Here is a 26473-nt window from a genome sequence, read left to right as displayed (position 1 = left end):
CGTGCCGCTGCCCCCTCGTGCCGCCCCCGCCGTGATGGTCCCGCTCCAGCCGGACACCCCGGACGACGTCCTGCCCTTCGCCGAACTCGTCGCGCGCCGCCGCGGCCGGCGACTGTGGATGGGGCAGTCACTGCGCTGCGACGCCCACCAGGTCTTCGCCCACCTCGCCGGCCGCGGAGTGCGCGTCCCGGTCGGCACGGGCGTCTCCCTGATGCCCCTGCGCACGCCGTACGACGCCGCGCTGCAGGCCCGCTCGCTGGCCCTGATCACCGGGCGCCCGGTGGTGGCGGGGTACGGCACCGCGACACCCGCCTTCGTCGCCTCCCTGCACGGCGAGCCGTACCGCAGCCCGCGCACCGCCGCGGGCGAGTACCTCACCGCCGTCCGCGCCCTCCTGGACGGCGGCGAGGCGGACCTTCAGGGGCGCTACCACCGGCTGCGGGCCGCCCTGCCGCCCACGGGTCCGCACGCGGCCGTCGAGGTCGGGGCGGGTGTGCTGCGCCCCGCGATGGCCCGGACGGCCGCCGCCGCGGCCGACGTGGCGGTCAGCTGGCTCACCCCGGCCGACTATGTGCGGGATGTGCTGGTCCCGGCGCTGGCCGAGGGCGCCGGGGACCGGTGCCCGCCGCGGGTGGCCACCGTGGTGCACATCGCCGTCGACCGTCCCGGCCGGGATCCGGCGCGGATGGCGGACGCGGTGCTCTCCGGTCACCTGCGGGCCGGCCACTACGTCGACATGCTGCGCCGGGCGGGTGTGCCGCTTCGCGCGTCCGACGACCGGCTGGTCAGGGCGAAGCAGTTGGTGCGGGCCGGGGTGTTCGTGTTCGGGACCGCGGCGCACATCGCACGGGAACTGTCCCGGTACACCGCGGCCGGCGTCGACGAGGTCGTGCTGAACACCGGCGGAGTCCTCTTCACCCACGGCACGCAAGAGGCGCTCACCGATGTGGAGGACGTGTTCACCGCGATGGAGGAACTTCATGGCTGACACCGCCGACGCGCAAAGCGCGCCCACGGCCGAGTCCGACGGGCAGGAGTCGGCACCGGACCAGGGGCCCGCGCCCGGACCGGCCGCGCCGCTCTTCACGGCCCGGCGGCTGCTGGTGTTCGGCACCGGGGCGCTGAGCGTCGCCTTCCTGCCGTTCTGGCTGAACTGGCTGCGCATCGCCTGCCCGGACACCCAGGTGCGGGTGGTCGTCACCCGCAGCGCGGAGCGGTTCGTCAGCAGGGCCGCCCTGCGCAGTCTGGCGGGTGACGAGGTGCTGCTCGACGCGTGGCCGGACGGCGCCGACGCGTCGTCGCGGAGCATCGACCACGTCGAACTCGCCGAGTGGCCCGACGCGGTGGCCGTGCACCCGGCCGGTCTGCACTTCCTCGCCAGGTTCGCGCAGGGATCGGCGGACACACCGGTGCTGATGGCCCTGCAGTGCACCCGGGCGACCATCGGGATCGCCCCGGGCCTGCCTCCCGGTGCCGAGCGCGGTCCCGCCTACCGCCGCCACGTCGAGGAACTGCGGCGGTACGACAACGTACTGATCGCCCCGCCGCACCCGGGGCGCAGCGCCTCGACCGGCAGGAACGACGGCTCGGCCGCGGCGCCGCTGCCCACTCTCCTCGCTCTGATCGAACGTCATCACGCGCAAGGAGCAGCCGGTGAACGGCCTCGACACACCTGACGCGGGGACGCGGCGCGCGGCCCCCGGTGCGCCCGCGGAGAGCAAGGACAGCAAGGACAGCGGGGACGGCGGGGACGGCGGGGACGGCCACGCCGTCGGCGGGCGAGCCGTCGCGGTGCCACCGGGCTGGGGGAACGGCGGCGCGCCGACGGGTACGGCGGACGAACATGTGGTCCGCGTCCTCGGTACCGCCCGTGTCCGCACCACGGTCCTTCACCGGCCAGACGGCGGTCACGTGTGGCTGCGGCAGCAGGGACCCGCGCACGGTGCCGTTCTGCCGCGCCCGGGCGCCGCCACCGCCGCGTCGCTGTCCGCGCTGTCGCGCGGCGCCCCGGTGCGACTGGCCCTGGCCGAACCCGGCGACGCGGAGTGGCTGCGTTACCGCGTTCCCGGCGTGTTCTCGGTGGTACGGCTGCTGCACGACCCCGCGGAAGGCACCCGCGCGGCGATCCGGGACGCGCTCCACGGCGTCGGTGCCGTCCTGCGGCTGATCCACGCCGTGCCGGCCCCGGCGGGAGCCGGGACCGTGCCGCCGGGGCCGGACCGACTCGTCCGGTGGCTGCGCTCCGGCGACGGCCCCGGGGCGTCGGCACGGCTGTACGAAGCCGCTCTCGCGCGGCTCGGGCCCCGTCGGCTGGGCCTCGTCCGCATGTGGTGTGCCGGGGCGGCCGACGGACCGGGAGCACGGGTCCTGCTGCATGGCGGCCCGGCCCTCGGCGCCCTGGTCATGCCCGCGGACCCGGGCCGTCCCGCCCTGCTGACCGGAGAGGAACTGAGCTGTGGCAGCTGGGAGTTCGACGTGACCTGGCTCCTCGCGGAACTTGCGGAACTGGCACGGGCCCGGGAGCGCGGCATCGGCGGCGCCCCGGCGGCGGACTATCCGGCTCTGGCCGCGGCCGTGACGGACGGCTACGGCCGGCGCCCGTCCGACGGGGCCGTGCGGCGGGCCACCGCCCTGCGGATCCTCACGCACGCGCACGATTTCGCGGCGTACGTCCAGTGGCACGCGGAACTCCTGGTCTATCTCGACCTGGCCGCCGAGGCGGTGGACGCCGCCGAGGACGGCACGCCGGGCGCGGACACACCCTGACACCGGCGCCGTACCGGGCAGGGCGCTCACGCGAGCCGGGCCCGCGCCGCGGCGGATCACGACACACCGTCACCACGCCCACCCGGCCGTTCCGCGTCGAGCGCGCGGCGACGCGTCGGCACGGCCGTGCCGACGGAGGCGGAGGGACGCGGCGTCAGCGACCCACGGCGATGCGGCGGTGCCGGTACGGCGGTGCCGGTACGGCGGTGCCGGTACGGCGGTGCCGGTACGGCGGTGCCGGTACGGCGGTGCCGGTACGGCGGTGCGGCGCCACCAGCACGCCGACGACGGATGGACGCGACGTAAGCGGCCCACGGCGATGCGGCGGCACCAGCACGCCGACAGCGACGGGACGGAAGGGGCATCGACGACCCGCAGCGGTGCGACGGCACCAGCGTGCCGACAACGACGTACGGACGCGGCGTCAGCGCCCCACGGCGGTGCGGCCGGACGATGCGCAGCGTTGTGCCGCCGGGGCACGGGGCGCGCGAGGGCGCGCCCGTGGTCAGGTGCCGCGCACCACCGCGCCCTCGGCGAGTGCCTTCCACGCCTCGGCGGCGAGATCGAGGTTGCCGGAGCGTGTCACCTCGTCCGCGAGCCGCCGTAGTTCCCGTACCGCGGTCTCGAAGGAGCCGGTGGCCGCCTCCGCCTGGTACAGCAGGATCTCCGCGCGGATCCGGTCGTGGAAGCTCAGCGCTCCGGGCTCCTCGACCACGCCGCGGGACAGTGCGGCGGCGGCGGTGTGGTCCCCCTCGCTGAAGGCGATGCGCGCCTCCAGCGCGCGCACCTCCGTCAGATGCTGGGGCAGACCGATCATCCGCAGTGCGGACCGCGCCTCGTCGAACCAGGCGACGGCATCCGGCGCCAGTCGGCCGTGTACGCGCAGGTGCTGCGCGACCGCGGCGAGCCGCAGCCGTGCCCAGGCGAGCAGGTCCTGCTGAGCGTCGGCGCCCGCCACCGCCTCCTCCAGCAGGGCCAGGCTCTCCTGCTCGGCGCCCCGCCGCGCCCGGACGGTGGAGGCCGTCCACAGGATGCGGGTGCGCTGCCCGCCCGTCGCGCCGGCGCTTCGCGCAAGGAGCAGGTCGGCGTGTTCGGCGGCCTCGCTGAGCCGGCCGGCCTCCACCTCGGACGAGGCCAGCACCAGCAGCGCTTCGAGGCTGCCGGCGGCGCCCTCGCCGCCGGCGAGCGCCACCGCCTCTCTGGCGCGCAGGATGGCGCTGTCGACGTCGCCCAGGGCCCGGTCGCACTCGGCCGTGGCGGCCAGCGCATGGGCTTCGAGAGCGGTCATGCCCTGTGCGGTGAGCAGCGGCCGGAGCCGGAGCAGCACGCGGCGCTGCTCCTCGCGGTCACCGAGCAGGGCGTGTGCCTTGGCGAGGTGCCACAGGGTCTGCCAGGCCGTGTCCGGCGCGTCGTCCGGCGTCGCGCGTGCGGCCTCTGTCAGATCCCGTACGGCGTCGGCGGCGCTGCCGTCGTCCAGCGCGGCCATTCCCGAGGCCAGTAGCGACATGGCCCGGTCGGCGCCCGGGGCACCGGCGAACGCCTGTACGTCGACGCCCAGGCGCTCCGCGAGATGAACGGCCGCCGCCTCGGTCGCCGGGCGGTCCCCGGACTCCAGCCGGGAGACGTAGCTGGCGGACACGCCCGGTCCTGCCAGGTCTGCCTGTGACAGGCCCCGTTCGATCCGAAGCCTGCGCAGCAGGCGTCCGAAAGCCGGCTGGCTCAACATGTTCAACGGCGCATCCACCCCTCCTGCAAGCCGCACCCACGAGGTGTCACGCATTTTGACACACACCCGGGTGCCCGTGACCGCGCGTGCCTGCCCGGGGCGGGAGCGACCTCGCCAGGACCCGCGGTCCCGAGGGCGCGGCTCCGCGGGAGCGCGCCCCAGGTCGCCGAACCCAGCCACCATGACAGAGCTGTCATCTTCCTTGACAGGCGCGTGTCATCGAATGGTAGAACTGAACCGCGCCCCACGGCAGTGGAGTTGAGGGTGGGGCGCAGCACCGATGACACGAACCGACAAGGAGACCTCATGTCCGCTCAGGACCTCATGAACGGCTACGCCCAGTACACCGACGCGGAGGAGCTCGCCGCCCAGATCGTCGCCACCCCCGCACAGGAGTCCAGCCCGCTGTGCATCAGCTTCATCACCGGCGTCTCCCTCACGGTGACGGCCGAGCACGCCTGCTGACCTCCGCCCGCGGACGACGCGGACAGACATAGGGGCAGGGAGCCGAACGGCTCCCTGCCCCTCCCGCATGCCGCCCTTGCGTCGACGCGGTGCGCAGGGCGCCTACGGGCACTCCGGAGGCATGACGCTCGCATGGAGGGCGGCCGCCCGGCCCGCGCCCGTCAGATGTCCCTTGAGAGCGAAACTGTGTCCGGCCATGGCCGCCGAGTAGCGGGCCTCGGCCGGTCGGCCGCAGCGCCTGGCCACATCGGCCCGGTCGAGCAGGGCGACGGCCAGGACGGTGCGGGAGTCGGTGGTGGCGGCAGCAGCGACCGCACGGTCCGCCAGGGCAGCCGCCCGCGCGGTGTGACCCCGTGCCGCGGCGATCCTGGCCCGCAGGCCGTTCAGGTCGGCGAGCGCGGGCGCCGCCGCGGCCGATGCCGGGCCCCCGCCGCTCTTCACGGCGAACAGGCGCAGCGCCGCCTGCTCGGGGCGGTTCGCGTCCAGGAGCAACCGGGCGGCGCTGCGCGCCCACACCGGCCCGAGCACACCGGCGGACGCCGCAAGCCTGGGAAGAGCGGACGCGGGGGCGTGCGGTGCCGGTCCCGCGCCTTCGGCGGCCCAGGCGGCGAACAGCGCGGCCATCGCGGCGGCACCGGGCGGCCCCGGCCGGGCGGCGGCGCGCCGCACCACCGCGAGACAGGCCCGCGATGCGTCCCGGCGCTCCCGCATCGCCCACAGCACCGCGAGCGGGCCGTTGAGCGCCGCGACGACCTCGGGCAGTTCGGCCCCGTGCCGGTCGAGCAGACCCAGGATGCGCTCGATGGCGACGGCGGCCGGCTCCGGTCCGTGCCACAGCGACACACCGAGCATCGCCACCGCCAGCGCCCGGTCGCGTTCGGCGCCACGCTGCCGGGTGCGTTCGATCGCCTCGGTGAGCAGGACACCGGCCCGCGCATGGGCGCCCCGCGCCTGCGCGGCGCGCGCTTCGTGGATCAGCGCGGCGGCCCGGCCGCTGGCCTTGCCCGCCCGGGCGGCAGGCCGGCCGGGGAACGGAGCGGCGCCGGTGGCCCCCGCCGCCACGGCCAGCACCGCCCACTGCGCCTGCGCGTCCTGGGGCGGGGGGTCTGTCCTCAGCTCTGCGAGGTCCACTGCGCGGATCCTCCCCGTCTCTGCGTGCGCCGGTGTCCCGCCACCGCGTTCCGGGGGCCGTCGTGAGGTAATTCGGCCATACCTGTTCTCACCTTTCCCGCTGCCGCTCACGGGGGCGGTCGCGGTTCATCAGCTGAGATGAATGACGTGACGCCGACGATTTATATCAGAATAGGTGCGCGTCATGTGCCGATCCGGTCGATGGCGTACACAACTGCCGCCCGTATCAGCGCACTTGTGGCCGAGCACCATGATCGGGACCCGGAGGGGCGAAGGAGGCGTCCGCGCCGCCGCGACCGCGGCCGAGGCCGGTCGGGAACCGCGGCCCGTGTGCTGACGTCCACCAGATCGCCGGCCTTCCGCGGCACACACGCCCTACGCCTCTGGAGGTTTCGTGCCCGCTTCCGCCCGTCCGCGAGGGGGACCGGCCGGCCGGCCCGGGGCCCTCGGCCGCGGCAGCGTCGCGGTCTGCGCCGGGGCTCCGTTCCTCGGGCAGATCCTGATGGCCCTGTTCACCTGACACCAGCCGCGTGGCAGGCGAGCGCCACTACTGCGGCAACGGGCGGCGCCGCAGGCCGGGCCGGCCGACGCTGCGGCGGCGCGTCGAACGGCGGGGTGTCACGCCTCCTGGTGGCCGGCCCACCAGCCCAGGACATGGCCGATGTGCCGGACCATCAGCTGCTCGCATTCCTCGGCCTCCCCCGCCTCCAGGAGGTTCAGCAGATCCAGGTGTTCGCGAGCCGACGACTGGAGTTCCTCCGTCGCCACCAGATTCGCCAGGCCCGTCAGCCGTGTCTGGGCCCGCAGGTCGGCGACGATGTCATGCAGCCTCAGGTTGCCGGCCAGCTTCAACAGCGTGAGGTGGAAGGCCGTGTCGGCCTGGAGGTAGTGGGTCAGATCGGCGTCGCGGGCGCCCCGTACGATCTCCTCGGCCAGTCCGCGCAGGCGGGTCAGCTCGGCCTCGGCGAGTCCTCCCGCGAGTCGCCCGACCGCCGGCGCCTCCAGCAGTTGCCGTACGTCGACGATCGCGCGCAGTTCGTCCTCGCTCACCGCGGTGACGCGGAAGCCCTTGTTGCGGACGATGTCGACCATGCCGCGCTTGGCCAGGTTGAGCATCGCCTCTCGGACGGGTGTGGCGGAGACACCGAAGCGAGCGGCCAGGGTGGGGGCGGAGAACACCTCCCCGGCAGGCATCTGACCCGAGACGATGGCCGCGGCGATCGCCTCCTCGACCCGCTCGCGCAGGCTGCTGGCGGGCGTGAGCGGAGCCAGAGAGTCACTGTCCGCGGTCACCATGAATATCCCCATCACCAATCAACGGCCTAGCCCTGTCCTCCCAGTGCAATGGCACATCTTACCGATCGTGTGACCTGCTCCGCCGTGGCCCGTCCCCTTCCGTGAGGCGGCGTGCCCGACACGTCACGTTCCGCGACATGAGGCGGTGTGCCCGACTTCCGTGAGGCGGCGTGCCGACGCGTCACCTTCCGTGACAGGGCGGGGATCCGGTGTGGGTGGCGACCACCATGTCGAGGGCGGCGGCGGGCACGCCTCGGCCGTCGGTGCGGGGCCAGTGCACGGTGAGTTCGTCGAAACCCGCCGCCGCCACGTCCTCGACGAACTGCCGATAGGTGTCGGCGTCCTTGAACGGGCGGGCCTCGTCGAGCGCCACCTGCGCGATGCGGCGGATCGGTCTGCCCGGTGCCACCTCGGCGATCGCCGTGTCCAGTTGCGTGCTCTGCTCCGCGATCGCCGCCAGCCACTGCGGCGGCGCGGGGGATCGGCGATACGGCCCGTACGTCACCCAGGCCGCGCCCAGGAGCGCCGCCAGTCGCATGCCGCGCGGGCCCGTCGCGGCGACGGTCAGCGGCACCCGGGGTCGCTGCACGCAGCCCGGGATCATGCGTGCGTCGTCGGCGCTGTAGAAGGAGCCACGGAAATCCGTGCGGTCCTGCTCCAGCAGGGTGGCGAGCAGCGTCGCCCACTCCTCGAACCGGTCGGCGCGCTCCTTGCGGGACGCCGGCGGCCGGCCGAGCACGCGTGCGTCCGCGTCCTCCGCGCCCGCTCCGATGGCCAGGTCCAGTCGTCCCGCGGCGACATGGTCGAGGGTCATGACCTCCTTCGCGAACGGCACCGGATGCCGGAAGTTGGGCGTCGCCACCTGCGCGCCGAGACGCACGGTGGAGGTCGCCGAGGCCGCCGCCGCGAGCAGGGGCACGGTGCCGAACCAGGGGCCGTCGGCCAGGTCGCGCCAGGACAGGTGATCGTACGTCCAGACCGTACGCGCGCCCGCCTGTTCCGCGTCACGGACCCGGGCGATGAACTCCGCCGGCGCCTGGTCGGGCAGGATCAGACAGGACAGGGCGGGAACAGTCACTTCGGCACACCTCCCTGAATCACGGTGCGGTTTCTTGTCCCGTCCCACAGCAGCGTCTCGTCGTCGGTGAGCGGGCCGTCCAGCAGGAGCAGGTCGGCGGTCGCGCCCACCTCGACACGGCCCAGGTCGGGCCGGCCCACGAGGTCCGCGTTCACCCGGGTCGCCGAGCGCAGGGCCGCCCGCCAGCCGATGGCTTCGGCCTGCAGTTCCAGTCCGCGCAGTTGATCGTCTTCCAGGTCGGCCATCAGGTCGGTGCCGAATCCGACGCGTACCCCGGCCGCCTGGGCCCGTTGCACCGCCCTGAGGCCGAAGTCCAGCACCTCGGCGTTCTTGGCGCGCTGCACCGGGCTCAGGGCCGCCTCCTGCCAGCGCCGGGCCATCGCGTCGTAGGCCACGAGGGTCGGCACCAGGAAGGCGCGTGCCGCGGCCATCGCGGTGGCCGTGTCGTCGTCCAGCAGGTTGCCGTGCTCGATGGAGCGCACCCCGCCCGCGACGGAGTGCCGGTCGGTGTCGACGCCGTCGGAGTCGACGATGTCGGTGGCGCTCCAGGTGCCGCGCGGCAGTCGGGCGAGGCCCAGCCGGGCCAGCCGCTCACCGTGGTCGTTGATCGATCCCATCGCCGAGACCAGGACGTCGGCGCCGTGCTTGGCGGCCAGTTCCTGGGTGCGCCGCACTCCCGTCACACAGGCCGACACCTGGGCCTGTAGGTCTCCGATGGTCCGCTCGGGCATCCGCGAGTTGAACCGGATGATGTCGAAGATCTCCTGGTTGGGTGTGCCGGCGCGGTAGAGGCGCGAGCCCGGGAAGAACATGCCTTCCTGATACATGTCGGTCGAGTCGAGCACATACCCGGGGTTCTTCTGTTTCAGGTCGAGCACGTGGATACGGCACGAGGCGAAGACCACCTCGAAGGTCTCCACGGGCCGGCCGGCCCTGACCAGCGCGGACCGCACCTTCTCGGCGGTCAGCGCGGAAAGACGCGGACGTCCGGGGTGCGCCTTGAGGATCACCGGACAGCCGGCGGCCAGCGCGGAAGCCGTGTCACCGCCGGCGACCGAGAACGCGAACGGGAAGTTGCTCGCGGCGAACACCAGCACCGGACCCACCGGCAGATTGAACCGCCGCAGGTCGGGACGAGGGCCGAGGACGAATTCCGGGTCGGCGTCGTCGATCCGCACATCGAGGAACTCGCCCTCGGCGCAGACGTCGGCGAACATCCGCAGCTGTACGACCGTGCGTTTCAGCTCTCCGGCCAGCCGTGCCTCGGCGAGCCCGGTCTCGGCCCTGGCCTGCGGTATCAGTTCCCCGGCCGCGGCGGTCAGTTCGTCCCCGATCGCGTTGAGCACGGCCGCCCGCTCGGCAGGCGAGGTCTCGGTCAGTTCCATGTGCCGTCCTCAGAACTCGAAGCCGGCCGGGTAGGGGTCTGAGGGGTCCAGCAGGTACTGCCCGATTCCGGTGACCCAGGCGCGGCCGGTGACGGTCGGCACGACGGCGGCGTGCGGGCCCACCGTTGTCTCGGCCACGAGCCGCCCGGTGAACCGGCTGCCGATGAACGACTCGTTGACGAAGTCGGCACCGATCTCCAGTTCGCCGCGGGCCCACAGCTCGGCCATGCGCGCCGAGGTTCCCGTGCCGCACGGTGACCGGTCGAACCAGCCGGGGAAGATCGCCATCGCGTGCCGGGAGTGCCGGGCGGTCGAGCCGGGTGCGACGAACTCCACGTGGTGGCAGTGGTCGAGGCCGTCGATGTCCGGGTGCTTGGGCGGCGCCTGGGTGTTGATCGCCTCCATGATGGCCAGCCCCGCGGTGACGATCTCGCTCTTGCGGGCCCGGTCGAAGGGCAGCCCCACCGCGTCCAGGTCGACCATCGCGTAGAAGTTGCCGCCGAAGGCCAGGCTGTACGGCACCCGCCCGAGCCCCGGCACCTCGATCTCCGCGTCCAGCCGGTCGCTGTACGCCGGCACGTTCTCCAGGGTCACCGCGTCGGCGTGCCCGTCGCTGACCTGGACCGTCGCCACCACCAGCCCGGCCGGGGTGTCCAGCCGGACGGTGGTGACCGGCTCGCTGACCGCGACCATGCCGGTCTCGACCAGGACCGTGGCCACCCCGATGGTGCCGTGACCGCACATCGGCAGACAGCCGGACACCTCGATGAACAGCACACCGAAATCGGCGTCCGGCCGGGTGGGCGGCTGAAGGATCGCCCCGCTCATCGCGGCGTGCCCGCGTGGCTCGTTCATCAACAGCCGGCGCACATCGTCCAGATGCTCCATGAAGTACAGCCGGCGTTCGTTCATCGTCGCGCCGGGGATGACGCCCATCCCGCCGGTGACCACCCGGGTGGGCATTCCCTCGGTGTGCGAGTCGACCGCGGAGAACAGCCGCTCGGCCCGCATGTCAGACCGCTTCCGCGGACAGCGCGGCGACCCCGGCGATGGCGCGTTCCATGTCGGCGCGCACCTGCTTCTCATGAGCCGGGGTGAGCGGCCCGCGCGGCGGACGGCACGGACCGCCGAATCGGCCGACCATGTCCATGCCCAGCTTGATGGCCTGTACGAACTCCGTCCGCGAGTCCCAGCGGAACACCGCGACCAGCTGCTTGTACAGCTCACGGGCCTGCTCGTAGCGGCCGGCCGCCATGTGCTCGTAGATCGCCACCGACTCGGCCGGGAACGTGTTGGGGAAACCGGCGAACCAGCCGACCGCGCCGTCCACCATCAGCTCGAAGAGCACATCGTCGGCGCCCGCGATGACGTCGATGTCGCACAGCTCGCGGATCTCGAAGGCCCGCCGGACGTCCCCGCTGAACTCCTTGATCGCCACCACCTCGTCGATCTGGGCAAGCTCCGCGACCAGCCGCGGCGCAAGGTCGACCTTGGTGTCGAACGGGTTGTTGTAGATCATCATGGGCAGGCCGGCCTCGGCGATGTGCCGGTAGTGGTCGACCACCTGCTCGTCACTGGCCCGGTACAGGGTCGGCGGCAGGGCGAGCACACCGTCGGCGCCGTCCGCCTCGGCCAGCTCGGCCCAGTGCTTGGCCTGGTGCCAGCCCGCGCCGTGCACACCGGCCACCACAAGCCCGCGCCCGCCCACCGCCTCGACGGCCACCTGCACCACACGGCGCCGCTCCTCGTCGGTCAGCGACGAGTACTCGCCGAGCGAGCCGTTCGGCCCGACGCCACGGCAGCCGTTGGCGATCAGCCACTCGCAGTGCTCGGCGTAGCGGTCGTAGTCAACGGCGAGCCCCGCGGGGGCGGAGCTGTCCGCCTTGTAGGGCAGCGCCGTCGCGACGATCACGCCGCCGAGATCGAATCCCTTGCCGGTCATGGTCTACCTCTCATTCAGTGGGGGACGTGTCGTTCGGTGGGGTCGTGGCGATCTCACCGAGCCGGACCGGGACGACGATCGGGCGTTTCGCCATGCGTCCCGGATCCAGTGGGGTGTCGGGAAGAAGGTCCTCGACGTTCCGGCCGCAGGTGCGGCCCTGGCAGATGCCGAGACCGGCGCGTGAGCTGAGCTTGAGGGAGCGCAGGCCGCAGGTCTCGGTGGCGGTGAGCGCGGCGCGCAGCTGCCCGGCGCTCACGTCCTCGCAGCGGCACACGACGGTGCTGTCGCCGACCCAGGACGTCCAGCCGGGCCGGATGCCGTGCGCGCGGTGCATACGGTCGGCGAAGGCGCGGTGCCGGCTCACCTCGACGCTGCCACCGGCCCGGCCGGCCGCGGCCCGTCCGGCCGCTTCGCCCTCGGCGAGGGCCAGGTCGGCGCCGCCGATACCGGTGATCTCGCCGGCCGCGTAGACACCCGGCACCGAGGTGCGCTGCTCGGCATCGACGTCCACACTCCCGTCGGCGGCGAGCGCGCAGCCCGCCGAGAGGGCGATCTCCGTGCGCGGGACGAAACCGTGGCCGACACACACCGCGTCGACCTCGACCCTTCGTTCGGTGCCCGCCAGGGGCCGCCAGTCGTCGGCGATCCGGGCCACGGTGACCGCGGTCACCCGGTCCTCGCCGTGCGCGGCCAGCACGGCCGCGCCGGTGCGAAGGGGCACCCGGTGGGCGGCCAACACACGGAGATAGCCGCCGAGTTCGGCCGACTTGGGTATCAGGTGCCGCGGCCTCATCTGGTGGGGGCGTGACAGCCAGCCCCGGGCGATCCGCCGCCAGCCGCTCGCCTCCACGACACCGACCACGGTCGCGCCCACATGCATCAGTCCGACGGCGACCGGAAGCAGGAACGGTCCGGTGCCCGCGACCAGCACACGCTTGCCGACGGCGACCCGCTCGCCCTTGGCCATCGCCTGTGCCGCGCCCGCCGTGTAGACACCCGGCAGGTCCCAGCCCGGGAACGGCAGGGTGCGCTCATGCGCACCGGTGGCGAGCACGAGGGCGCGCGGCTCCAGGACCAGGCGCCGACGATCACCGCCGTCGGCCGGGCCGACCAGCGCGTGTACGACGGGCGGCAGGCTGTCACGGCGGTCCACCGCCCAGACCTGTGCACCGGTGATGATCTCGCAGTCCGCATCGTCCGTCAGCGCCTGCCGCAGCGCGGTGAACCGGGCCCACTTGTGCTGGAGGGCGTGGCTGTCCGCGTCCGGACTCCCGGCCTGCGGATGGCGCCAGAACTGACCGCCCAGCACAGCGGACGCGTCGAGCAGCACCACCCGGGCATGGGCCCGGCGGGCGGCCCGGGCCGCGGCCAGCCCGGCCGGCCCGGCCCCGATCACCAGCACGTCAACGCTTCTCATCGGCCGTCCCCGTCTCGACTATGTCGCCGTCGGCCACCAGGCGCTGACAGGCACGCACATCGCTGAGCCCGTTCACCGTCACCAGGCAGTCGAAGCAGACACCGATGCCGCAGAACAGGCCGCGCGGCCGGCCGCCTCGGGCGGTCGTGCGCCAGGAGATGCGGCCACGCGCCATGAGCAGCCCGGCTACGGTCTGCCCTTGCGTGGCGCGCAGCCGTTCGCCGTCCACGGTCACGCCGATCTTCATCCGGTCGTCTCCTCCTTCAGGGATGGACGGGTCACGGCGTAGGGGGCCGCCGGGATCTCGGGCTCCGCCCCGGTCATCAGCGCCGTGAGCAGGTCCGCCGTACCCGGCGCGAGCCCGATGCCCGCCCCCTCGTGCCCGGTCGCGTGCCACAGGCCGGGCAGGCGGGGGTCGGGCCCGATGACCGGGAGGTGATCGGGCACGTACGGCCGGAAACCGCCGTAGGCCCGCATGACCGGAACGCCGGCCAGGAAAGGGAAGAGAAGCATGGCCTTGGCGGCCAGTTCGCCGACCACCGCGGCCTCGATCCGCTCGTCGAAGCCGCGTCGTTCTCGCGAGGAGCCGATGAGAACGGTCCCGGCCGCCGTCGACTCGACGACACTGGACGTCTGCAGGGCGGCCGACCCCGACTCGACGGCACCGACATAGTCGGCGTCGTACACCTTGTGCCGGATGCGGTGCGGCATCCGCGCGGTGACCAGCACGGTCCCCCGTCTGGGCAGCACCGGAAGACGAACGCCGAGGCTTCCGGCGACCTCGCCGGACCAGGGTCCTGCGGCCACGACCGTGTGCTCGGCGCTGAAGGTCCCGGCGGTGGTCCGCACGCCGACGATCCGTCCGTTGGAGACGATGCCGCCGACGACGGTGACACCCTGGCGCACCCGTGCGCCGTGCCGGCGAGCCGACGCGAGCAGGGCCTCGGTCGCGACGGCCGGCTGCACCTGGGCGTCGTCGGGATAAAGGACGGCCGCGGCGACATGCGGTGTGAGGTCGGGCTCCAGTGCGGCGGCCTCCGCGGCGCTCACCGGGCGGGCGTCGACACCCGCGCCGCGTTGCGTGGACGCGAAGGCGGCCAGTGCGTCCGCGCCCGTCGCGGTCGTCGCCACCACCAGGCCGCCCTTGGCCTCGAACTCAAGATCGGGGAACCCGGGGCCCAGCTCCGCGGAAAGCTCGGCGGCGAGTTCGCTCCAGCGGCGGCCGGAGAGCACCGCGAGGTCGAGTTCGGCACCGGGGCCCTTGTCGGAGACGAGGATGTTGCCCTCACCGCTGGACGATGTCCCTCCGGCGGTGGCGCCCTGATCCAGCACGGTGACCCGGAACCCGCCCAGGGCCAGCCGCCGGGCTACGGCGGCGCCGACGATACCGGCCCCCACGATGACGACGTCTGCGCTTTGCATGGGCAGTACCATGTCACATGCCACGTACTGTCGGTAGATCCACCGGCGGAAAAATACGCGCTCGCCACCACGGCCCCCGCCTCGACCACCACGCAGCACTTCCGGCGCGCCCCGAGGACCCCCTCGCCCCCTCATCGCCGTCACCGCGGCCCGCGCTACACCCGATGACACGGCGGCAGTCGCGTGCGCTTCATGGGGGAGGCGGCTTGGGCGGGGGCTTTGCGGTGAACCGCCTTATAGTGGTCGGACATGGGCGAAATGCCGCGTCGGTGAATCATGGCCTTCGCTGGGACTGGCCCGGAAGCGGCTTGAGTCCTGTGCCCTCACCCGTCCGGAGGAGGACGCGATGACGGACATGGCGAGCAGACGGGACATGGACGAGCGTCCTGTGATCTCCGAGCGGGTCGTGACACTCACCGTGAACGGCCGCCCGCACACCCTGCGGCTGGACACCCGGGTCACCTTGCTGGACGCGCTGCGTGACCGGCTGGGCCTCGTGGGCACGAAGAAGGGCTGTGACCAGGGCGCCTGCGGCGCGTGCACGGTTCATCTGGACGGCAGGCGCGTACTGGCCTGCCTGACCCTGGCCGCTCAGGCCGAGGGCCGTGCCATCACCACCATCGAGGGTGTCTCCGGCGCCGAGGGGACCCATCCGGTGCAGCGGGCGTTCATGGAGCACGACGGGTTCCAGTGCGGCTTCTGTACGCCGGGACAGATCATGTCCGCGGTGGCGCTGCTGGCCGAGGGCCGGGCCGGCTCCGACGAGGAGATCCGGGAGTTCATGAGCGGCAATCTGTGCCGGTGCGGCGCCTATCCCAACATCGTGGCGGCGATACGCGAGGCAGCGTCCCGAGGAGGTCACGATGCGGGCCTTTGAGTACGTCCGGGCCACCGACACCCGTGAGGCGGTGCGGCTGCTGGCGGACGACCCGGCGGCGTCCTGCCTGGCGGGCGGCACCACCCAGCTCGACCTGATGAAGGACGGGGTCCTGGAGCCGCCCCGGCTGATCGACATCACCCGCCTCCCGCTGCACCGCGTCGAACACCGCGGTGATGCCCTCCATGTGGGGGCGCTGACCACCATGGAGGAGCTGGCCGCCGACGCCACGGTCGCCGCGCGGCTGCCCCTGGTGCGCGAGGCCCTGCTGCGGGGCGCTTCGGTACAGCTGCGGAACATGGCCACCATCGGGGGCAATCTGCTGCAGCGCACGCGCTGCCGCTACTTCCGCGACCCCACCGTCGCCGAGTGCAACAAACGCACACCGGGTTCCGGCTGCGCCGCGGTACGGGGCGCGGCGCGCATGCACGCGGTGCTCGGCGCGAGCGAGCGGTGCATCGCGCTGCACGCGTCCGACCTCGCCGTCGCACTGGTGGCCCTTGACGCGGTCGTGCACATCCAGGGGCCCTCACGGGCCCGCACCGTGCCGCTCACCGAGTTCTACCTGACCGCCGACGAAAGCCCTGAGCGTGAACACGTCCTGGAGCACGCCGAGTTGATCACCGGGGTGGAGATCCCGCTGCCGTCGGCGTCCGCCCGGTCGGGCTACCTCAAGGTCCGCGACCGCGCATCGTACGAGTTCGCCCTCGTCTCGGCCGCGGTGCTGCTCGTCGTGGAGGACGGCATGATCGGCGCGGCCCGGGTCGGCCTGGGCGGTGTGGGGACGAAACCGTGGCGGGCCCACGAGGCCGAACATGTGCTGACCGGCGCGCCCGCCACAACGGCCACGTTCCAGGAGGCCGCCGAGGCGACCATGCGCGACGCCTGGACCGTCCCGGGCACGGCGTTCAAGGTGCCGCTCGCCCGGCGCACCCTGGTGCGCGCGTTGCAGACGGTTTCGGGGGTGAGGGCTGCAGAAGGGATGGTCCTCTAATGAGCACCGTCGAGAGCAGGAGGAGGCCGCTGGTCGGCGCGGGCGTCAACCGGGTCGACGGCCCGCGCAAGGTCACCGGCACCGCCCCGTACCCGATGGACTTCAGTGTGCCCGGCCAGGCCTACGGCGCCCTGGTGCAGAGCACCATCGCCGCGGGCCGGATCGTCCGCATGCACACCGAGGCCGCCGAGCGTGCCCCAGGGGTGATCGGCGTCCTCACCCACGAGAACGCGCCGCGGGTGGGGACGGGACCGATGACGGTGCTCGGGGCGTCGCCGCCCGCCCCGCTGCGGGACGACCGGATCCTCCACCACGGGCAGCACATCGCCTTCGTGGTGGCCGACACCCCGGAGCAGGCCAGTGCGGCGGCGCGCCTGGTGCAGGCCGACTACGAGGCCGCCGAGCCGCTGTCGGACCTCCGGGACCCGCGGGCCGAACAACTCGTCGACCCATGGGGGATGGACACCTCACGCGGCGACACCGGCGCGGCACTGGAGTCCGCCGACGTGACCCTGCGGGCCACGTACACGACGGCGGACAACACCAACAACCCGCTCGGGCTGTTCGCCACCCTGGCCGCGTGGGAGGGCGACACCCTCACCGTGCACGACACCAGCCAGTGGCCGTCGATGGTGCGCACCAGCCTGGCGACGGCCTTCGGCATTCCGGAGAGTTCCGTGCGGGTCCTGGTGCCCTACGTGGGCGGGGGTTTCGGAGCGGGGCTGCGCGCGTGGCCGCATGTGATCCTGACCGCCATGGCGGCCCGGGTGCTCAAGCGGCCGGTCAAGCTGGTCCTGACCAGGCCGCAGATGTTCACCTCCGTCGGGCACCGGCCCAGCGGGGTGCAGTGGCTGAGGATCGGCGCGCGGCGCGACGGCGAGCTGGTCGCCCTCGACCATCGCAGCCTCACCTCCCTGAGCATGGAGGACAGCGACTACGAGCCCTTCGCCGCGGCGACCGCCTTCGCCTACCGGTGCCCCAACGTGATCACCCGGGACCGGCAGGCACGGATCAACATCGCCGTTCCGACATCGATGCGCGCCCCGGCCGAGGCGCAGGGCAACTTCGCGCTGGAGTCGGCGCTGGACGAGCTGGCCTGCCTGCTGGGCACGGACCCGCTGGAGCTGCGGCTGCGCAACCATACCGACGTCGATCCGCGCAACGGGCTGCCGTGGTCGGGCAAGGCGCTCCTGGAGTGCTACGAGGTCGGCGCGCGGCGCTTCGGCTGGTACGAGCGCAACCCCGAGCCGCGCTCCATGCGCGACGGCGACTGGCTCATCGGCTACGGCATGGCCGGCGCGCTGTTCCCCCATTTCGCGCAGCCCTGCGCCGCGCAGGCCACCGTCCGCGGCGACGGCAGCGCGCTGGTGCGCAGCGCGGCGACCGACATCGGCACCGGTACCTACACCGTGATGGCCCAACTGGCCGCCGAGGAACTGGGCCTGCCCCTGGACAGGGTCCGCTTCGACCTGGGCGACTCCGACATGCCCAACGCGCCGATGGCGGGCGGTTCCGGCCTGACCGGCGCACTGGGCAACGCCGTGCACGACGCCTGCCGACGGCTGGTGCGCTCCTTCGCCGAACTCGCCTCGGCCGACGCCGCCTCGCCCCTGCGGGACGTCTGCCCGGACGACGTGGAGTGCAGCGGTGGGAGCATCCACCCCGCGGGGCGAGCGGACCGCGGGGAGTCGTATGTGGACGTCCTCGCCCGGCACGGGCTGTCCGAACTCACGGCGAACGGAAACAGCGCCCCGCCGGCCGGCGGCGAGCTGGGCATGTCCCTCGCCGGCGCGTACGGCGCGAAGTTCGTGGAGGTCCGGGTCGACGCGGACCTCGGGCTCATCCGGGTCGCGCGGGTGGTCTCCGTGATCGACGGTGGCCGCATCCTCAACGAGAAGACGGCGCGAAGCCAGATCATCGGCGGGACGGTCGGCGGCATCGGCATGGCCCTGTTCGAGGACACGGTCACCGACCCGCGTACCGGGCGCATCGCGAACGGCACGTTCGGCGACTATCTGATCGCGGTCAACGCCGATGTCCCGGACCTGGACGTCGTCTTCGTCGGCGAGCCCGATCGCGGCACCCCCACCGGCACCAAGGGCGTCGGCGAGGTCGGCCTGGTCGGCATCGCACCCGCGATCGCCAACGCCGTGCACCACGCCACCGGAAAGCGCATCCGCAACCTCCCCATCACCCTGGACACCCTCCTGTGACCCCATCCAAGGCGTGTCCCGCACCGACGGCGCCCGCACGGTCGCCTTCACCACCGCCGACTACGCCGACACATACCGCCTGATCCCGCTCCTCGCCCAACTGGCAACCATCAACCCCGGCTAGTTCCAGGCCAGTTCCGCCACGAACGCGTCATGGCAGTATCCCGTTGAAGCGTGTCACTTGTGGCACACCGCGGGAAGATCCCACCGGCAGCGAACCGCTGCTTGAACCCTCCGGCCGGCCTGCGGTGAGGCCGTGCCGGGTGGGGTTGCCGCTGTGTGGGCACGGTAGTGCGCGGCGTCAGGTCGAGAACAGTTCCAGCAGCGCGGCGCCGAACTCCTCGGGCCGTTCCAGATGCACCGCGTGCCCCGCGCCGGGCACGGCGACCTCGCGCACCGTGCCGCCCTCGGCGGCGTAGCGGTCCAGGACATGGCGTGTCTGTGTCACCATCGGCTGGGCGGGGGTCCCGTCCCAGCCCGGCACCGCGCCGATCGAACCCAGGTGTGCCAGGTCGAACATCGAGGTGTCCGAGACGATCACGTCCTTCTCGCCGCGGATCCACAGCACCGGCGGCTTGGGGTCGATCACATGCAGGTCGTCGATGCGGAAACGAAGCGGGGAAAGGCAGTTGAGCACCCCTCGGGTGCCCGGTGCGACACCCGGCCAGGCGGGGGACGCGGTGCTGTCGCCGGGATAGTGGTCGTCGCCGGTCCGCGTGGTGAGCATGGACGTGACGTACTCCTCCTCGTACTCGGGACGCCACGGCGGGTTCACGTAGCAGTTCGCCAGGACCGAACGGGGTGAGAGCGGGGAGTCCTCACCGCGGTCGCCCTCGGCGAGGCGCGCGACGAACTCGGGGTTGGCGGTGCCCGCGCCGGAGCCCGCGCCGTCCGGGGAGTTGAGGACTCCGTCCTTCCCCTGCGTGCCGCCGAAGCCGTACGGGGAGACCGGGTTGACCAGGGTCACCGAGCGCACCGCGGCCGGGTGGTCGCGCAGATACTGCAGCACCACGCCCCCGCCCATCGACCAGCCCACCAGGTGCGCCCGGTCGATCCCGAGGGCCGCCAGCAGCGCGGCGAGGTCGTCGGTGTGGTCCCGCAGTCCGCGTGTCGCGTCGATGGGCAGCGGGTCGGTGCCGCCGAAGCCGCGCAGGTCCAGCGCGATGGGCCGGTAACGGTCCGGGAGCCCGGCGAGGGCGGGGCGCCAGAACGCGGAGGAGGAGATGTTGCCGTGGACGAAGACGACCGCTTCGCCCTCGTCCCGGACCTCCTCGATCCGGAGGGTGAGACGCTCGGTGGGTACGCGGCGGGAGCGGATGCTGCTCGTGTTCATGTGCGGTCCTTGGTCTCTCTGGTCTCCTCGTTCCGTCATTCTTGTCATGTCAGCCAGGTGGCGATCTGGGCGGCGGCAGAGGTGTTCCATCCGAGTTCGAGGTGGTTGGCGCCGACGATGGTGGCGGTGCCGCCGACCGTGGGGATGCCGGTGGTGTCGAGTGCGCTGGCGATGAAGACGACACCATCGCTGGGGCCACGGTTCTCGTTGAAGATACCGAGGACGCTCGGGGATCCGCCGGCCAGCAGATAGGTCGTGACGGAGGCGGGTACTCCGGCGTTCTGCAGCGGCTTGATCAGGGAGCCGGCGTCGATGGCGGCCTGGATTCCGCTGCCCTCCGTGTAGAAGCCCTGGCCGCCGTAGTACGTCGTGTACCAGTCCTGCGCGGCCCCGTCCACTCCGTACACCCCGTCCCAGCGGGCCAGCATCTGACGCTGGCCCGGGTAGTAGTCGTGGCCGCCGGAGGGCGTCATCGAGAATTCGGGGTGCTCCGTGTACAGGCCGTAGCACGTCATGTGGGAGTGCGGGGAGGGGGCGTTGACCTTTCCGCCGCATTCGGGCCAGATGGAGAAGTCGTGCGCCCAGCCGTGGGCGTACGGGTAGTCGTAGCCGCCGTTCGGACCGCCGACGGTGATCAGTTTGCGTACGTCGTCGGCGTAGGCGCGGCCCCAGCTCGGCTTCACCGACGACACATACGCGCGCGTCGACATCTCGCCCTTGCTCCAGCCGACGAGGTCGACCTTGCCGACGCCCAGCTTCGCCTTGATGACGGCGATCGCGTCGCCGACGATCTGCGCCTGCATCAGGTTGTCGCCCTGCTTGTGCGCGAAGCCGACGGCGAAGACGCGGTGGCCGCGCGCGGACAGGTACTGCATCAGCCCGGTGGACGGACAGGAGGCGGCGCCGCAGCCGTAACCGCCCGACTCGCCCGGATTGGCCCAGGCACGGTCCGCGGTGTCGTTCGCGCCGTGCACGAGCAGGATCGGCGTGGTCTGGGTGCCGGTGTTCCAGCCGGGCGCCGAGTAGAGCAGGAAGCGGCCGGAGTACGGGCGGGAGACGCCACCGAAGTACGTGACGCGCTGGCCGTCCTGGTCACCGCGGCCGTCCGTCGGAACGTCCTCGGTGCTAAATCCGGTGGTGGTGTCGAGATACCGCTCCACGCTTTCCCAGCCGTTCTTGACGACGCCTGATCCGTAGCTCGCCTCAAGGGTGAGGTACGACGGCGGCGCGGCGGCGGACGCCGTGCCCGCGGCGGCCGGCAGGCCGGCCACCATCGCCAGCAGAAGGGCGAACAGCAGCCGCCACCACCCGATATGACCTCGTCCGTGCCGCATGTTCCGGACCCCCTTGTCCGCGATTTGGCCGGGCCGGCCCCGGGCAGCGCACACGTTAGGCACAGGGTGCGGGGCACGGCATGTGCGGGGACCCTATAAAGCAGTCCACTCGTATGGTGGGCCGACGTAGGACGCCGCGGTCCTGGTCGGCGGCGGGGGCGGCGCGGCCTCCGTCACCCCGCACCTGGCCGCGGTCACCGGCATGCGGGCCGGATCGCCGCGCACAGCGAGGTCATCAGCCCGATCGGTGTCGCCCTCGCCCTGGTCCGCGAACAGGTGGAGCGGATCGTGCCCGGGGCGTCTCAGGAACAGATCCTGGCCGTACGCGCGGAGGCCGAGCAGGCCGTCATCGCCCAGGGCGCCGAGTGGAGCGTCGTGGCGTCGTCGGCCACGGCGTCGGTGAAGTTTCCGCCCACGTCGATGCCGACGCGGATGCGGTGGGTGGTCAGGTCCGGGCACCTCCTTGTGCTGGGTCGGTCCACGCGGGCGGCGGGGCGGGGCAGGTGGTGCTGCCCCGCCCGACTCCGTGCCGCGCGGGGGTGGTTCAGTAGCCTCTGACGTCGGGCCAGTGACGTTGCACGCCGGCGCGGTCGAGCAGCCGGCCGAAGTCCTCCAACCGCTTGTCGTCGGACCGCACTTGGTGCGGCTCGACGTTCTCGGCGAGGCAGTGGCCGGCCAGGGCGCCGGCGACTTCGCCGACGTTCCACTCCACCGGGTGCAGCCGGTGACAGCCGTTGGTGATGTGGGTGGTGCCGATGTTCTTGCCGGCCGCCACCAGGTTGCGCACACGGCGCGGCAGGAGCGCGCCGAGCGGGATCTCGAAGGGGACGGAGCCGATGTCGATGTAGGAGTCGCCGCCGGTGGAGGGGTGCAGGTCGATGCGGTAGCCGCCGACGCCCACCGAGTCGCGGTAGCGGGTGCCCCCGCGGGGGCCGACCAGGTCGATGGCGACGTCGTGCTCGGTGACGGTGGTGACCGCCTTGATACGCCGCGACTCGCGCACGTACGCGGCCTTGGCGAGGCCGTCGCTGGTGCCGGTGACGTCGGGGCGTGGCCGCAGGCCGGGAAAGCCGGTGCCGCCGTCGGGGCGGGGGGCCTCGGTCTGCAGCCAGTACAGCAGCGACAGCGACAACTCACGTGCCCCGTCGAGGGCTTGGGTCTCCTCACCGATGTAGGGCTTGAGCCAGTAGTCGTTGAGCGGCCAGTTCACCAGCGTGATGTCCGACTCGAACGCACCCGGTGCGTGCAGACCCCGGGCCAGGATGCGGCGGAATCCCCACAGCTCCTTGTCGCCCGCGTCGGCGCTCTGGTCGGCGGTGACGGCGAGCGGGTCGATGTCGGGGTTGGGCCGGAAGGTGCGCCCGACGGGTTCCAGGGTGCGCGGATCGGGTGCCTGGAACCCGAGCAGCGGGCCGGGCCAGAACGCGGGCCGGTACGCGCGCCAGAAGTCGTAGGCGGCGGGCCGGTCGATCGTGTGGTCCTCGCCCTCGTGGTGGGAGAGCGCGAAGCAGACGGTGATGCCCTGCTGGTTGAGGGGCTGCGCGGCGTCCGGAGCGTGCGGCTCGTCGAACTCGGCTCGTGACTCGGCGCCGGTGGCGTGTTCGACGCCGGCGAGACGCAGCAGTTCGCCGGTCTCGGTGGCGTCCAGGACGTAACGGGCGGTCAGCGTGCGGTGGGTGCCGTCGCGCCGGTCCCGCACGGTGACCGACCGTACGACATCGTTGTCGGACTCGGCCGCGACCGGCCGGTGCTCGGTCAGGACGGTCAGTCGGCCGGCTGCCCGGTGCGGGGCGAGCATGCCCTCCAGCACGGCAAGCGCCACCCGGGGTTCGTGGCACAGCTTGCTCACCCGTCCGGCACCGGGGTTGAGTTCCGCCACCGCCCGCGCCTCGGCGCGCAGCGGGTACCACTGGCGGTAGTAGGCGCGGATCCCCTCGCGCAGATGACGGTAGGTGGCGGTGACGCCGAACTGCTCCACCCACGGATGCTCGTCCGGCGGCACGGCCTGGCTGGTGAGCTGGCCCCCGATCCAGTCCGTCTCCTCGGTCATCACGACGCTGCGTCCGGCCCGGCAGGCCGCGAGCGCGGCGGCGACGCCGCCGAGCCCACCGCCCACGATGAGGATGTCGGCTTCCGGTATCACGCTTCTCCCTTGCTGGTCTTCCGGGGCGAGCGGCCCGGGTGCGGCCGGTCGGGTGCGAGGTTCGCTCGGTGGGCTCGCCCGGCCTCAGTCGGCGCCCGGCGGGCCCGCGCTGACGCCGGCCCTGAATGTGCAGGCGACCAGCGTGCTTTCGGTCGGCTCGCCCGCGATGAGGGCGGACAGCAGCCGGACGGCTTCGGCGCCCAGCCTCGCCCGTGGGATGTCGAACCCCATCGGTGCGGGCTCGCCCGCCAGGTCCGGCGGCGGGCTGCCCAGGACCGCCAGCGACACATCGCCGGGACAGCTGAGGCCCGCCTCGGCGACGGCGGCGCGCAGGGCGCGCCAGGCGTCACCGGTGTCGGTCTCCTCGGCGACGAACGCGGTCACCCCGTCCTTCCGCCAGGCGTGAATCCGGGCGGCGGTGACCTCCGAGGCCGGATCGGCCGAGCGGAAGACGGCCCGCGGCCCGGCGGGCAGGCCCGCGGTGCGCAGGCCGTCCAGGAAGCCGCGCTCGCGGTCGGCGGAGGCCGGCGCGTCGTCGTCCTCGCGCACCAGCACCACGCGCCGGTGGCCGGCCTCGGCGAGCGCGGTGACGACGTCCCGGCTGGCGCTCACGTAGTCGGCACCCACCCAGGCCACCTTGTCGGTGTCCTCGCGGCGGCCGAGGTGGACGACCGGGAAACCGTCCCGCACGAGCCGCGCCAGTTCCCGCGAGGGAGCGTGCCGGCCCAGGAAGAGACAACCGTCCGCCAGCCGTACCCGGTTGAGCGCGCCCGCGCCCGCCGCGTCGGCGCCGCCCGCGCTGGAGCCGGTGAACAGGACCAGGTCGTAGCCCTGTGCGGCGGCCTCCTGCTCCACGCCCACCAGGAAGGGGTAGTACGAGTGGCGGACATCGGTCGGGAAGGTCGCGGTGAAGCTGAACACGCCGAGCAGGTTGTTGCGGGCGGCGGCGAGCCGGCGGGCGGCCGGATCGGGCACATAGCCGAGGCTCTGCGCGGCCTGGAGGACCTTTCTGCGGGTCTCCTCCGAGAACGGCCGCGCCGTCGCCTCGTCCCGTCCCGACAGCACCAGGGACACCGTCGCCTGCGACACACCGGCCAGTTGGGCCACCTCGGCCTGCCGGGGACGGGAACGCCGTCCCGGTGGCACAGGGGCCCGGCCCGGCCGGGCACGTCCCGCGACTTCCTTGGCCACGCCGCTCCTCCTCATCCGCGTCAATGCGTATTAGGTAATACGCATTGACGAGCACTGTGAGGGACCGCCGATTTCAAGTCAAGCCCCGAGACGAGGGCAACTCCAGTGGCTGGGCCGCGAGTTGAACTCCCTGCTTCACGGGCCGGCCCGCGACCTTAGGACCCAGCCTCACGGGCTGGGCCGCGACTTGAGATCCCTGCGCGAGACGCTGAGGTCCCGGCGTGAGACGGGTGCCGTCGAGCGGGACGACGATTCCGTCAGCGGGGTCGCCGCGGGCGCGGTCGCAGCCTTCGACGCCGGGCCGCGGCCGACCGTGCCGGTCCCGTCACCGGCGACATATGCGCGGCGGCGGCCGGGCGTGCGGCGGCGCTCCGGCAGGCCGCCTTTGCGCTTTGCGGTGGGCACCGGCTCAAATGGCAGCCATGAGCAGAGGCACACCCCGTGCGGGAGCACGCAGTCGACAGCTGCGCCGGATCGTCGCCCGCCGAAGCCGGTCGGGACGCCGCGACGGGCTTCGCCGGCTCCGGCCACCACTGGGGGCACATCGACCGGGACACCGACGGCGGGCACCCGAACGATCCCGTGTCCACGGGGCAGTTGGCGCTCCCGTCGAGCAAGCGGCGGGCCTGAACCACTGGGTGAACCTCTTCACCACGACGCTCCCCGCACTGGCCGCGGTCGCCGCACTGGTCTTCACCTGGATTTCTGTCGTCCAGGTATCGGATGAATTGACCATATCCGAGCAGGGACAGATTGCCGATCGGTACGACACCGCCGTGGAGAAGCTGGTCGACGACTCCACGGATGTGCGCAGGGGGGCCATCTACTCGATGCAGAGCATCATGACGGACTCTCCTCGAATGCAGCCCGCGGTCATCGACATGCTGTCCAAGTACATCCGCGACCGCGCCACCAAGAACCTGAAGACCACGGAGAAGTCCCCGGACATCCAGGCGGCCCTCTACGCGCTCGGCAATCGCAACCCCTCCCACGACGCGAACGCCGTCATCGACCTCAGAGGCGCCCACCTCGTCGAGGCCAAGCTCGAAGGGATGAATCTGAGCAACGCTGACCTCAGAGGAACGGTCGTCTCCGGCGCAAACGCCGAGAAGGCCGTTCTTTCCGGTGCGCGTCTGGAGCAGGCCGTGGTGAAGGGTACGAATCTGACCGGGGCCGATCTCTCCGACGCAAAGGCGTCCGAAGCCGACCTGAAGAAGGCCGTCATGGCCGGCGCGGATCTGGCGCATGCCGACGTCGAACAGGCCGACCTGCGGGACGCGGACCTGACCGGCGCGGACTTGAGCGGGGTGGACATGGCCGGAGCGAACCTGGAAGGCGCGTACCTGGCCGAGGTCAGATGGAACGACACGAACCTCGCGGGTGTGCGTCGCCCCGAAGGGGACCTGCCCGACGACATGTCGAGCAGGACCGCACAGCCACCGCGCTCACAGGCGACGAACGCCTCTCAGTAAGTGCTCGTACCCGGCCGGCACGGTGCCGCAAGAGCGCCGGCATCATCGCCGGCCGTACCGAGCATGTTCAGGAGAGCGGAGTGACTATGACATACCGTCACTGGAGTCCCTCATATGTCGGCGCTGACCCTGCCCGTCGGACCGTGCTACTGCCCCACCCGGCCGTCGACGCGTTCGCGCAGCAGATCTGCGTGTCCGCAGTGGCGGGCGTACTCCTCCTCGGCGTTCTCCAGGATCAGCCGGATTCCCGCGCGCATCAGCGCCTCGTCGTCGGCGATCAGGACTCGG

At 72.6% G+C, this 26473-nt stretch carries 24 protein-coding genes and 3 pseudogenes; 11 read left to right on the top strand and 16 right to left on the bottom strand.

Annotated elements, in window-relative coordinates; translation table 11 throughout:
- Position 1 precedes the first annotated feature (1 nt).
- The 3 genes from ABT245_RS11640 to ABT245_RS11630 are packed head-to-tail and all read left to right on the top strand — an operon-like array spanning position 2 to position 2766.
- Entirely contained in the window at positions 2-988 is a 987-nt protein-coding gene (locus tag ABT245_RS11640; RefSeq protein WP_351731888.1) for an LLM class flavin-dependent oxidoreductase, read from the top strand.
- Complete coding sequence (locus ABT245_RS11635; protein WP_351731885.1) at positions 981-1676, top strand: flavoprotein; 696 nt, start codon at positions 981-983, stop codon at positions 1674-1676. Before ABT245_RS11640 ends, ABT245_RS11635 begins: the two co-directional genes overlap by 8 nt.
- Positions 1654-2766 carry a hypothetical protein gene (locus ABT245_RS11630; RefSeq protein WP_351731882.1) on the top strand — a complete coding sequence of 371 codons (1113 nt, stop codon included), beginning with the start codon at positions 1654-1656 and terminating at the stop codon, positions 2764-2766. The genes ABT245_RS11635 and ABT245_RS11630 overlap by 23 nt, the downstream gene beginning before the upstream one ends.
- Positions 2767-3271: 505 nt before the next feature.
- Here ABT245_RS11630 and ABT245_RS11625 read toward each other — a convergent pair.
- Complete coding sequence (locus ABT245_RS11625; RefSeq protein ID WP_351732109.1) at positions 3272-4492, bottom strand: helix-turn-helix domain-containing protein; 1221 nt, start codon at positions 4490-4492, stop codon at positions 3272-3274.
- Positions 4493-4798: 306 nt separating this feature from the next.
- Between ABT245_RS11625 and ABT245_RS11620 the strand changes: the two genes are divergently transcribed.
- Entirely contained in the window at positions 4799-4957 is a 159-nt protein-coding gene (locus ABT245_RS11620; protein ID WP_351731879.1) for an LxmA leader domain family RiPP, read from the top strand.
- 102 nt (positions 4958-5059) lie between these two features.
- Here the strand turns inward: ABT245_RS11620 and ABT245_RS11615 are convergent, their stop codons facing one another.
- The 9 genes from ABT245_RS11615 to ABT245_RS11575 form a co-directional block, all read right to left on the bottom strand.
- The gene (locus ABT245_RS11615) at positions 5060-6088 is read right to left on the bottom strand and encodes a hypothetical protein (protein ID WP_351731876.1); all 1029 of its coding nucleotides are present in this window, start codon (positions 6086-6088) and stop codon (positions 5060-5062) included.
- Between the two features lie 618 nt (positions 6089-6706).
- On the bottom strand, positions 6707-7384 hold the full coding sequence (locus tag ABT245_RS11610) for a GntR family transcriptional regulator (RefSeq protein ID WP_351731874.1): 678 nt from the start codon (positions 7382-7384) through the stop codon (positions 6707-6709).
- Positions 7385-7565: 181 nt separating this feature from the next.
- A complete protein-coding gene (locus ABT245_RS11605) occupies positions 7566-8462 on the bottom strand; it encodes an LLM class flavin-dependent oxidoreductase (RefSeq protein WP_351731872.1) in 897 nt (298 codons plus the stop codon).
- The gene (locus ABT245_RS11600) at positions 8459-9847 is read right to left on the bottom strand and encodes an aldehyde dehydrogenase family protein (RefSeq protein ID WP_351731869.1); all 1389 of its coding nucleotides are present in this window, start codon (positions 9845-9847) and stop codon (positions 8459-8461) included. The genes ABT245_RS11605 and ABT245_RS11600 overlap by 4 nt, the downstream gene beginning before the upstream one ends.
- A gap of 9 nt (positions 9848-9856) precedes the next feature.
- Positions 9857-10858, bottom strand: coding sequence for a proline racemase family protein (locus ABT245_RS11595; protein ID WP_351731867.1), 1002 nt, complete (start codon positions 10856-10858; stop codon positions 9857-9859).
- Position 10859: 1 nt separating this feature from the next.
- Positions 10860-11789 carry a dihydrodipicolinate synthase family protein gene (locus ABT245_RS11590; RefSeq protein ID WP_351731865.1) on the bottom strand — a complete coding sequence of 310 codons (930 nt, stop codon included), beginning with the start codon at positions 11787-11789 and terminating at the stop codon, positions 10860-10862.
- 10 nt (positions 11790-11799) lie between these two features.
- Positions 11800-13206, bottom strand: coding sequence for an FAD-dependent oxidoreductase (locus ABT245_RS11585; protein WP_351731862.1), 1407 nt, complete (start codon positions 13204-13206; stop codon positions 11800-11802).
- Positions 13193-13453 carry a (2Fe-2S)-binding protein gene (locus tag ABT245_RS11580; RefSeq protein WP_351731860.1) on the bottom strand — a complete coding sequence of 87 codons (261 nt, stop codon included), beginning with the start codon at positions 13451-13453 and terminating at the stop codon, positions 13193-13195. The genes ABT245_RS11585 and ABT245_RS11580 overlap by 14 nt, the downstream gene beginning before the upstream one ends.
- Positions 13450-14628, bottom strand: coding sequence for an NAD(P)/FAD-dependent oxidoreductase (locus ABT245_RS11575; protein WP_351731857.1), 1179 nt, complete (start codon positions 14626-14628; stop codon positions 13450-13452). The genes ABT245_RS11580 and ABT245_RS11575 overlap by 4 nt, the downstream gene beginning before the upstream one ends.
- Positions 14629-14974: 346 nt before the next feature.
- Here ABT245_RS11575 and ABT245_RS11570 point away from each other — a divergent pair, with 346 nt between their 5' ends.
- The 4 genes and pseudogenes from ABT245_RS11570 to ABT245_RS11555 all read left to right on the top strand — a co-directional run.
- On the top strand, positions 14975-15505 hold the full coding sequence (locus ABT245_RS11570) for a (2Fe-2S)-binding protein (protein WP_351731854.1): 531 nt from the start codon (positions 14975-14977) through the stop codon (positions 15503-15505).
- Positions 15492-16499 carry an FAD binding domain-containing protein gene (locus ABT245_RS11565; RefSeq protein ID WP_351731851.1) on the top strand — a complete coding sequence of 336 codons (1008 nt, stop codon included), beginning with the start codon at positions 15492-15494 and terminating at the stop codon, positions 16497-16499. Before ABT245_RS11570 ends, ABT245_RS11565 begins: the two co-directional genes overlap by 14 nt.
- Complete coding sequence (locus tag ABT245_RS11560) at positions 16499-18712, top strand: xanthine dehydrogenase family protein molybdopterin-binding subunit (protein WP_351731849.1); 2214 nt, start codon at positions 16499-16501, stop codon at positions 18710-18712. Before ABT245_RS11565 ends, ABT245_RS11560 begins: the two co-directional genes overlap by 1 nt.
- A gap of 4 nt (positions 18713-18716) precedes the next feature.
- Positions 18717-18836 (top strand): annotated as a pseudogene (locus ABT245_RS11555) (M55 family metallopeptidase); the annotation flags it as partial.
- Positions 18837-19013: 177 nt separating this feature from the next.
- Here the strand turns inward: ABT245_RS11555 and ABT245_RS11550 are convergent.
- Both ABT245_RS11550 and ABT245_RS11545 read right to left on the bottom strand, forming a co-directional pair.
- Positions 19014-20045, bottom strand: coding sequence for an alpha/beta fold hydrolase (locus ABT245_RS11550; protein ID WP_351731846.1), 1032 nt, complete (start codon positions 20043-20045; stop codon positions 19014-19016).
- A gap of 44 nt (positions 20046-20089) precedes the next feature.
- Complete coding sequence (locus tag ABT245_RS11545; RefSeq protein ID WP_351731844.1) at positions 20090-21379, bottom strand: esterase/lipase family protein; 1290 nt, start codon at positions 21377-21379, stop codon at positions 20090-20092.
- Between the two features lie 130 nt (positions 21380-21509).
- On the opposite strand from ABT245_RS11545, the pseudogene ABT245_RS11540 reads away from it, so the two are divergent.
- Positions 21510-21742 (top strand): annotated as a pseudogene (locus ABT245_RS11540) (hydantoinase/oxoprolinase family protein); the annotation flags it as partial.
- On the opposite strand, the gene ABT245_RS11535 reads toward ABT245_RS11540, so the two are convergent.
- The 3 genes from ABT245_RS11535 to ABT245_RS11525 form a co-directional block, all read right to left on the bottom strand.
- Entirely contained in the window at positions 21682-21861 is a 180-nt protein-coding gene (locus tag ABT245_RS11535) for a hypothetical protein (RefSeq protein ID WP_351732121.1), read from the bottom strand. The pseudogene ABT245_RS11540 and the gene ABT245_RS11535 sit on opposite strands and share 61 nt — an antisense overlap.
- A 62-nt stretch (positions 21862-21923) precedes the next feature.
- Complete coding sequence (locus ABT245_RS11530) at positions 21924-23522, bottom strand: FAD-dependent oxidoreductase (RefSeq protein WP_351731841.1); 1599 nt, start codon at positions 23520-23522, stop codon at positions 21924-21926.
- 84 nt (positions 23523-23606) lie between these two features.
- Complete coding sequence (locus ABT245_RS11525; protein ID WP_502982109.1) at positions 23607-24728, bottom strand: LacI family DNA-binding transcriptional regulator; 1122 nt, start codon at positions 24726-24728, stop codon at positions 23607-23609.
- A gap of 426 nt (positions 24729-25154) precedes the next feature.
- Here ABT245_RS11525 and ABT245_RS11520 point away from each other — a divergent pair, with 426 nt between their 5' ends.
- Positions 25155-25343: a hypothetical protein gene (locus tag ABT245_RS11520; protein ID WP_351731836.1), complete on the top strand. Its 189-nt coding sequence runs from the start codon at positions 25155-25157 to the stop codon at positions 25341-25343.
- 8 nt (positions 25344-25351) lie between these two features.
- Positions 25352-26185 (top strand): pentapeptide repeat-containing protein, encoded by an 834-nt coding sequence (locus ABT245_RS11515; protein ID WP_351731833.1) that lies wholly within the window; start codon positions 25352-25354, stop codon positions 26183-26185.
- Positions 26186-26331: 146 nt separating this feature from the next.
- Here the strand turns inward: ABT245_RS11515 and ABT245_RS11510 are convergent.
- Positions 26332-26436 (bottom strand): annotated as a pseudogene (locus tag ABT245_RS11510) (mycothiol transferase); the annotation flags it as partial.
- Positions 26437-26473: the final 37 nt, after the last annotated feature.

The sequence above is a fragment of the Streptomyces sp. NPDC001508 genome (assembly GCF_040298665.1).
Lineage (GTDB): Bacteria > Actinomycetota > Actinomycetes > Streptomycetales > Streptomycetaceae > Streptomyces.
The sequence above is the reverse complement of the archived record's forward strand: the minus strand, read 5'-3'. Positions and strand labels throughout refer to the sequence as shown.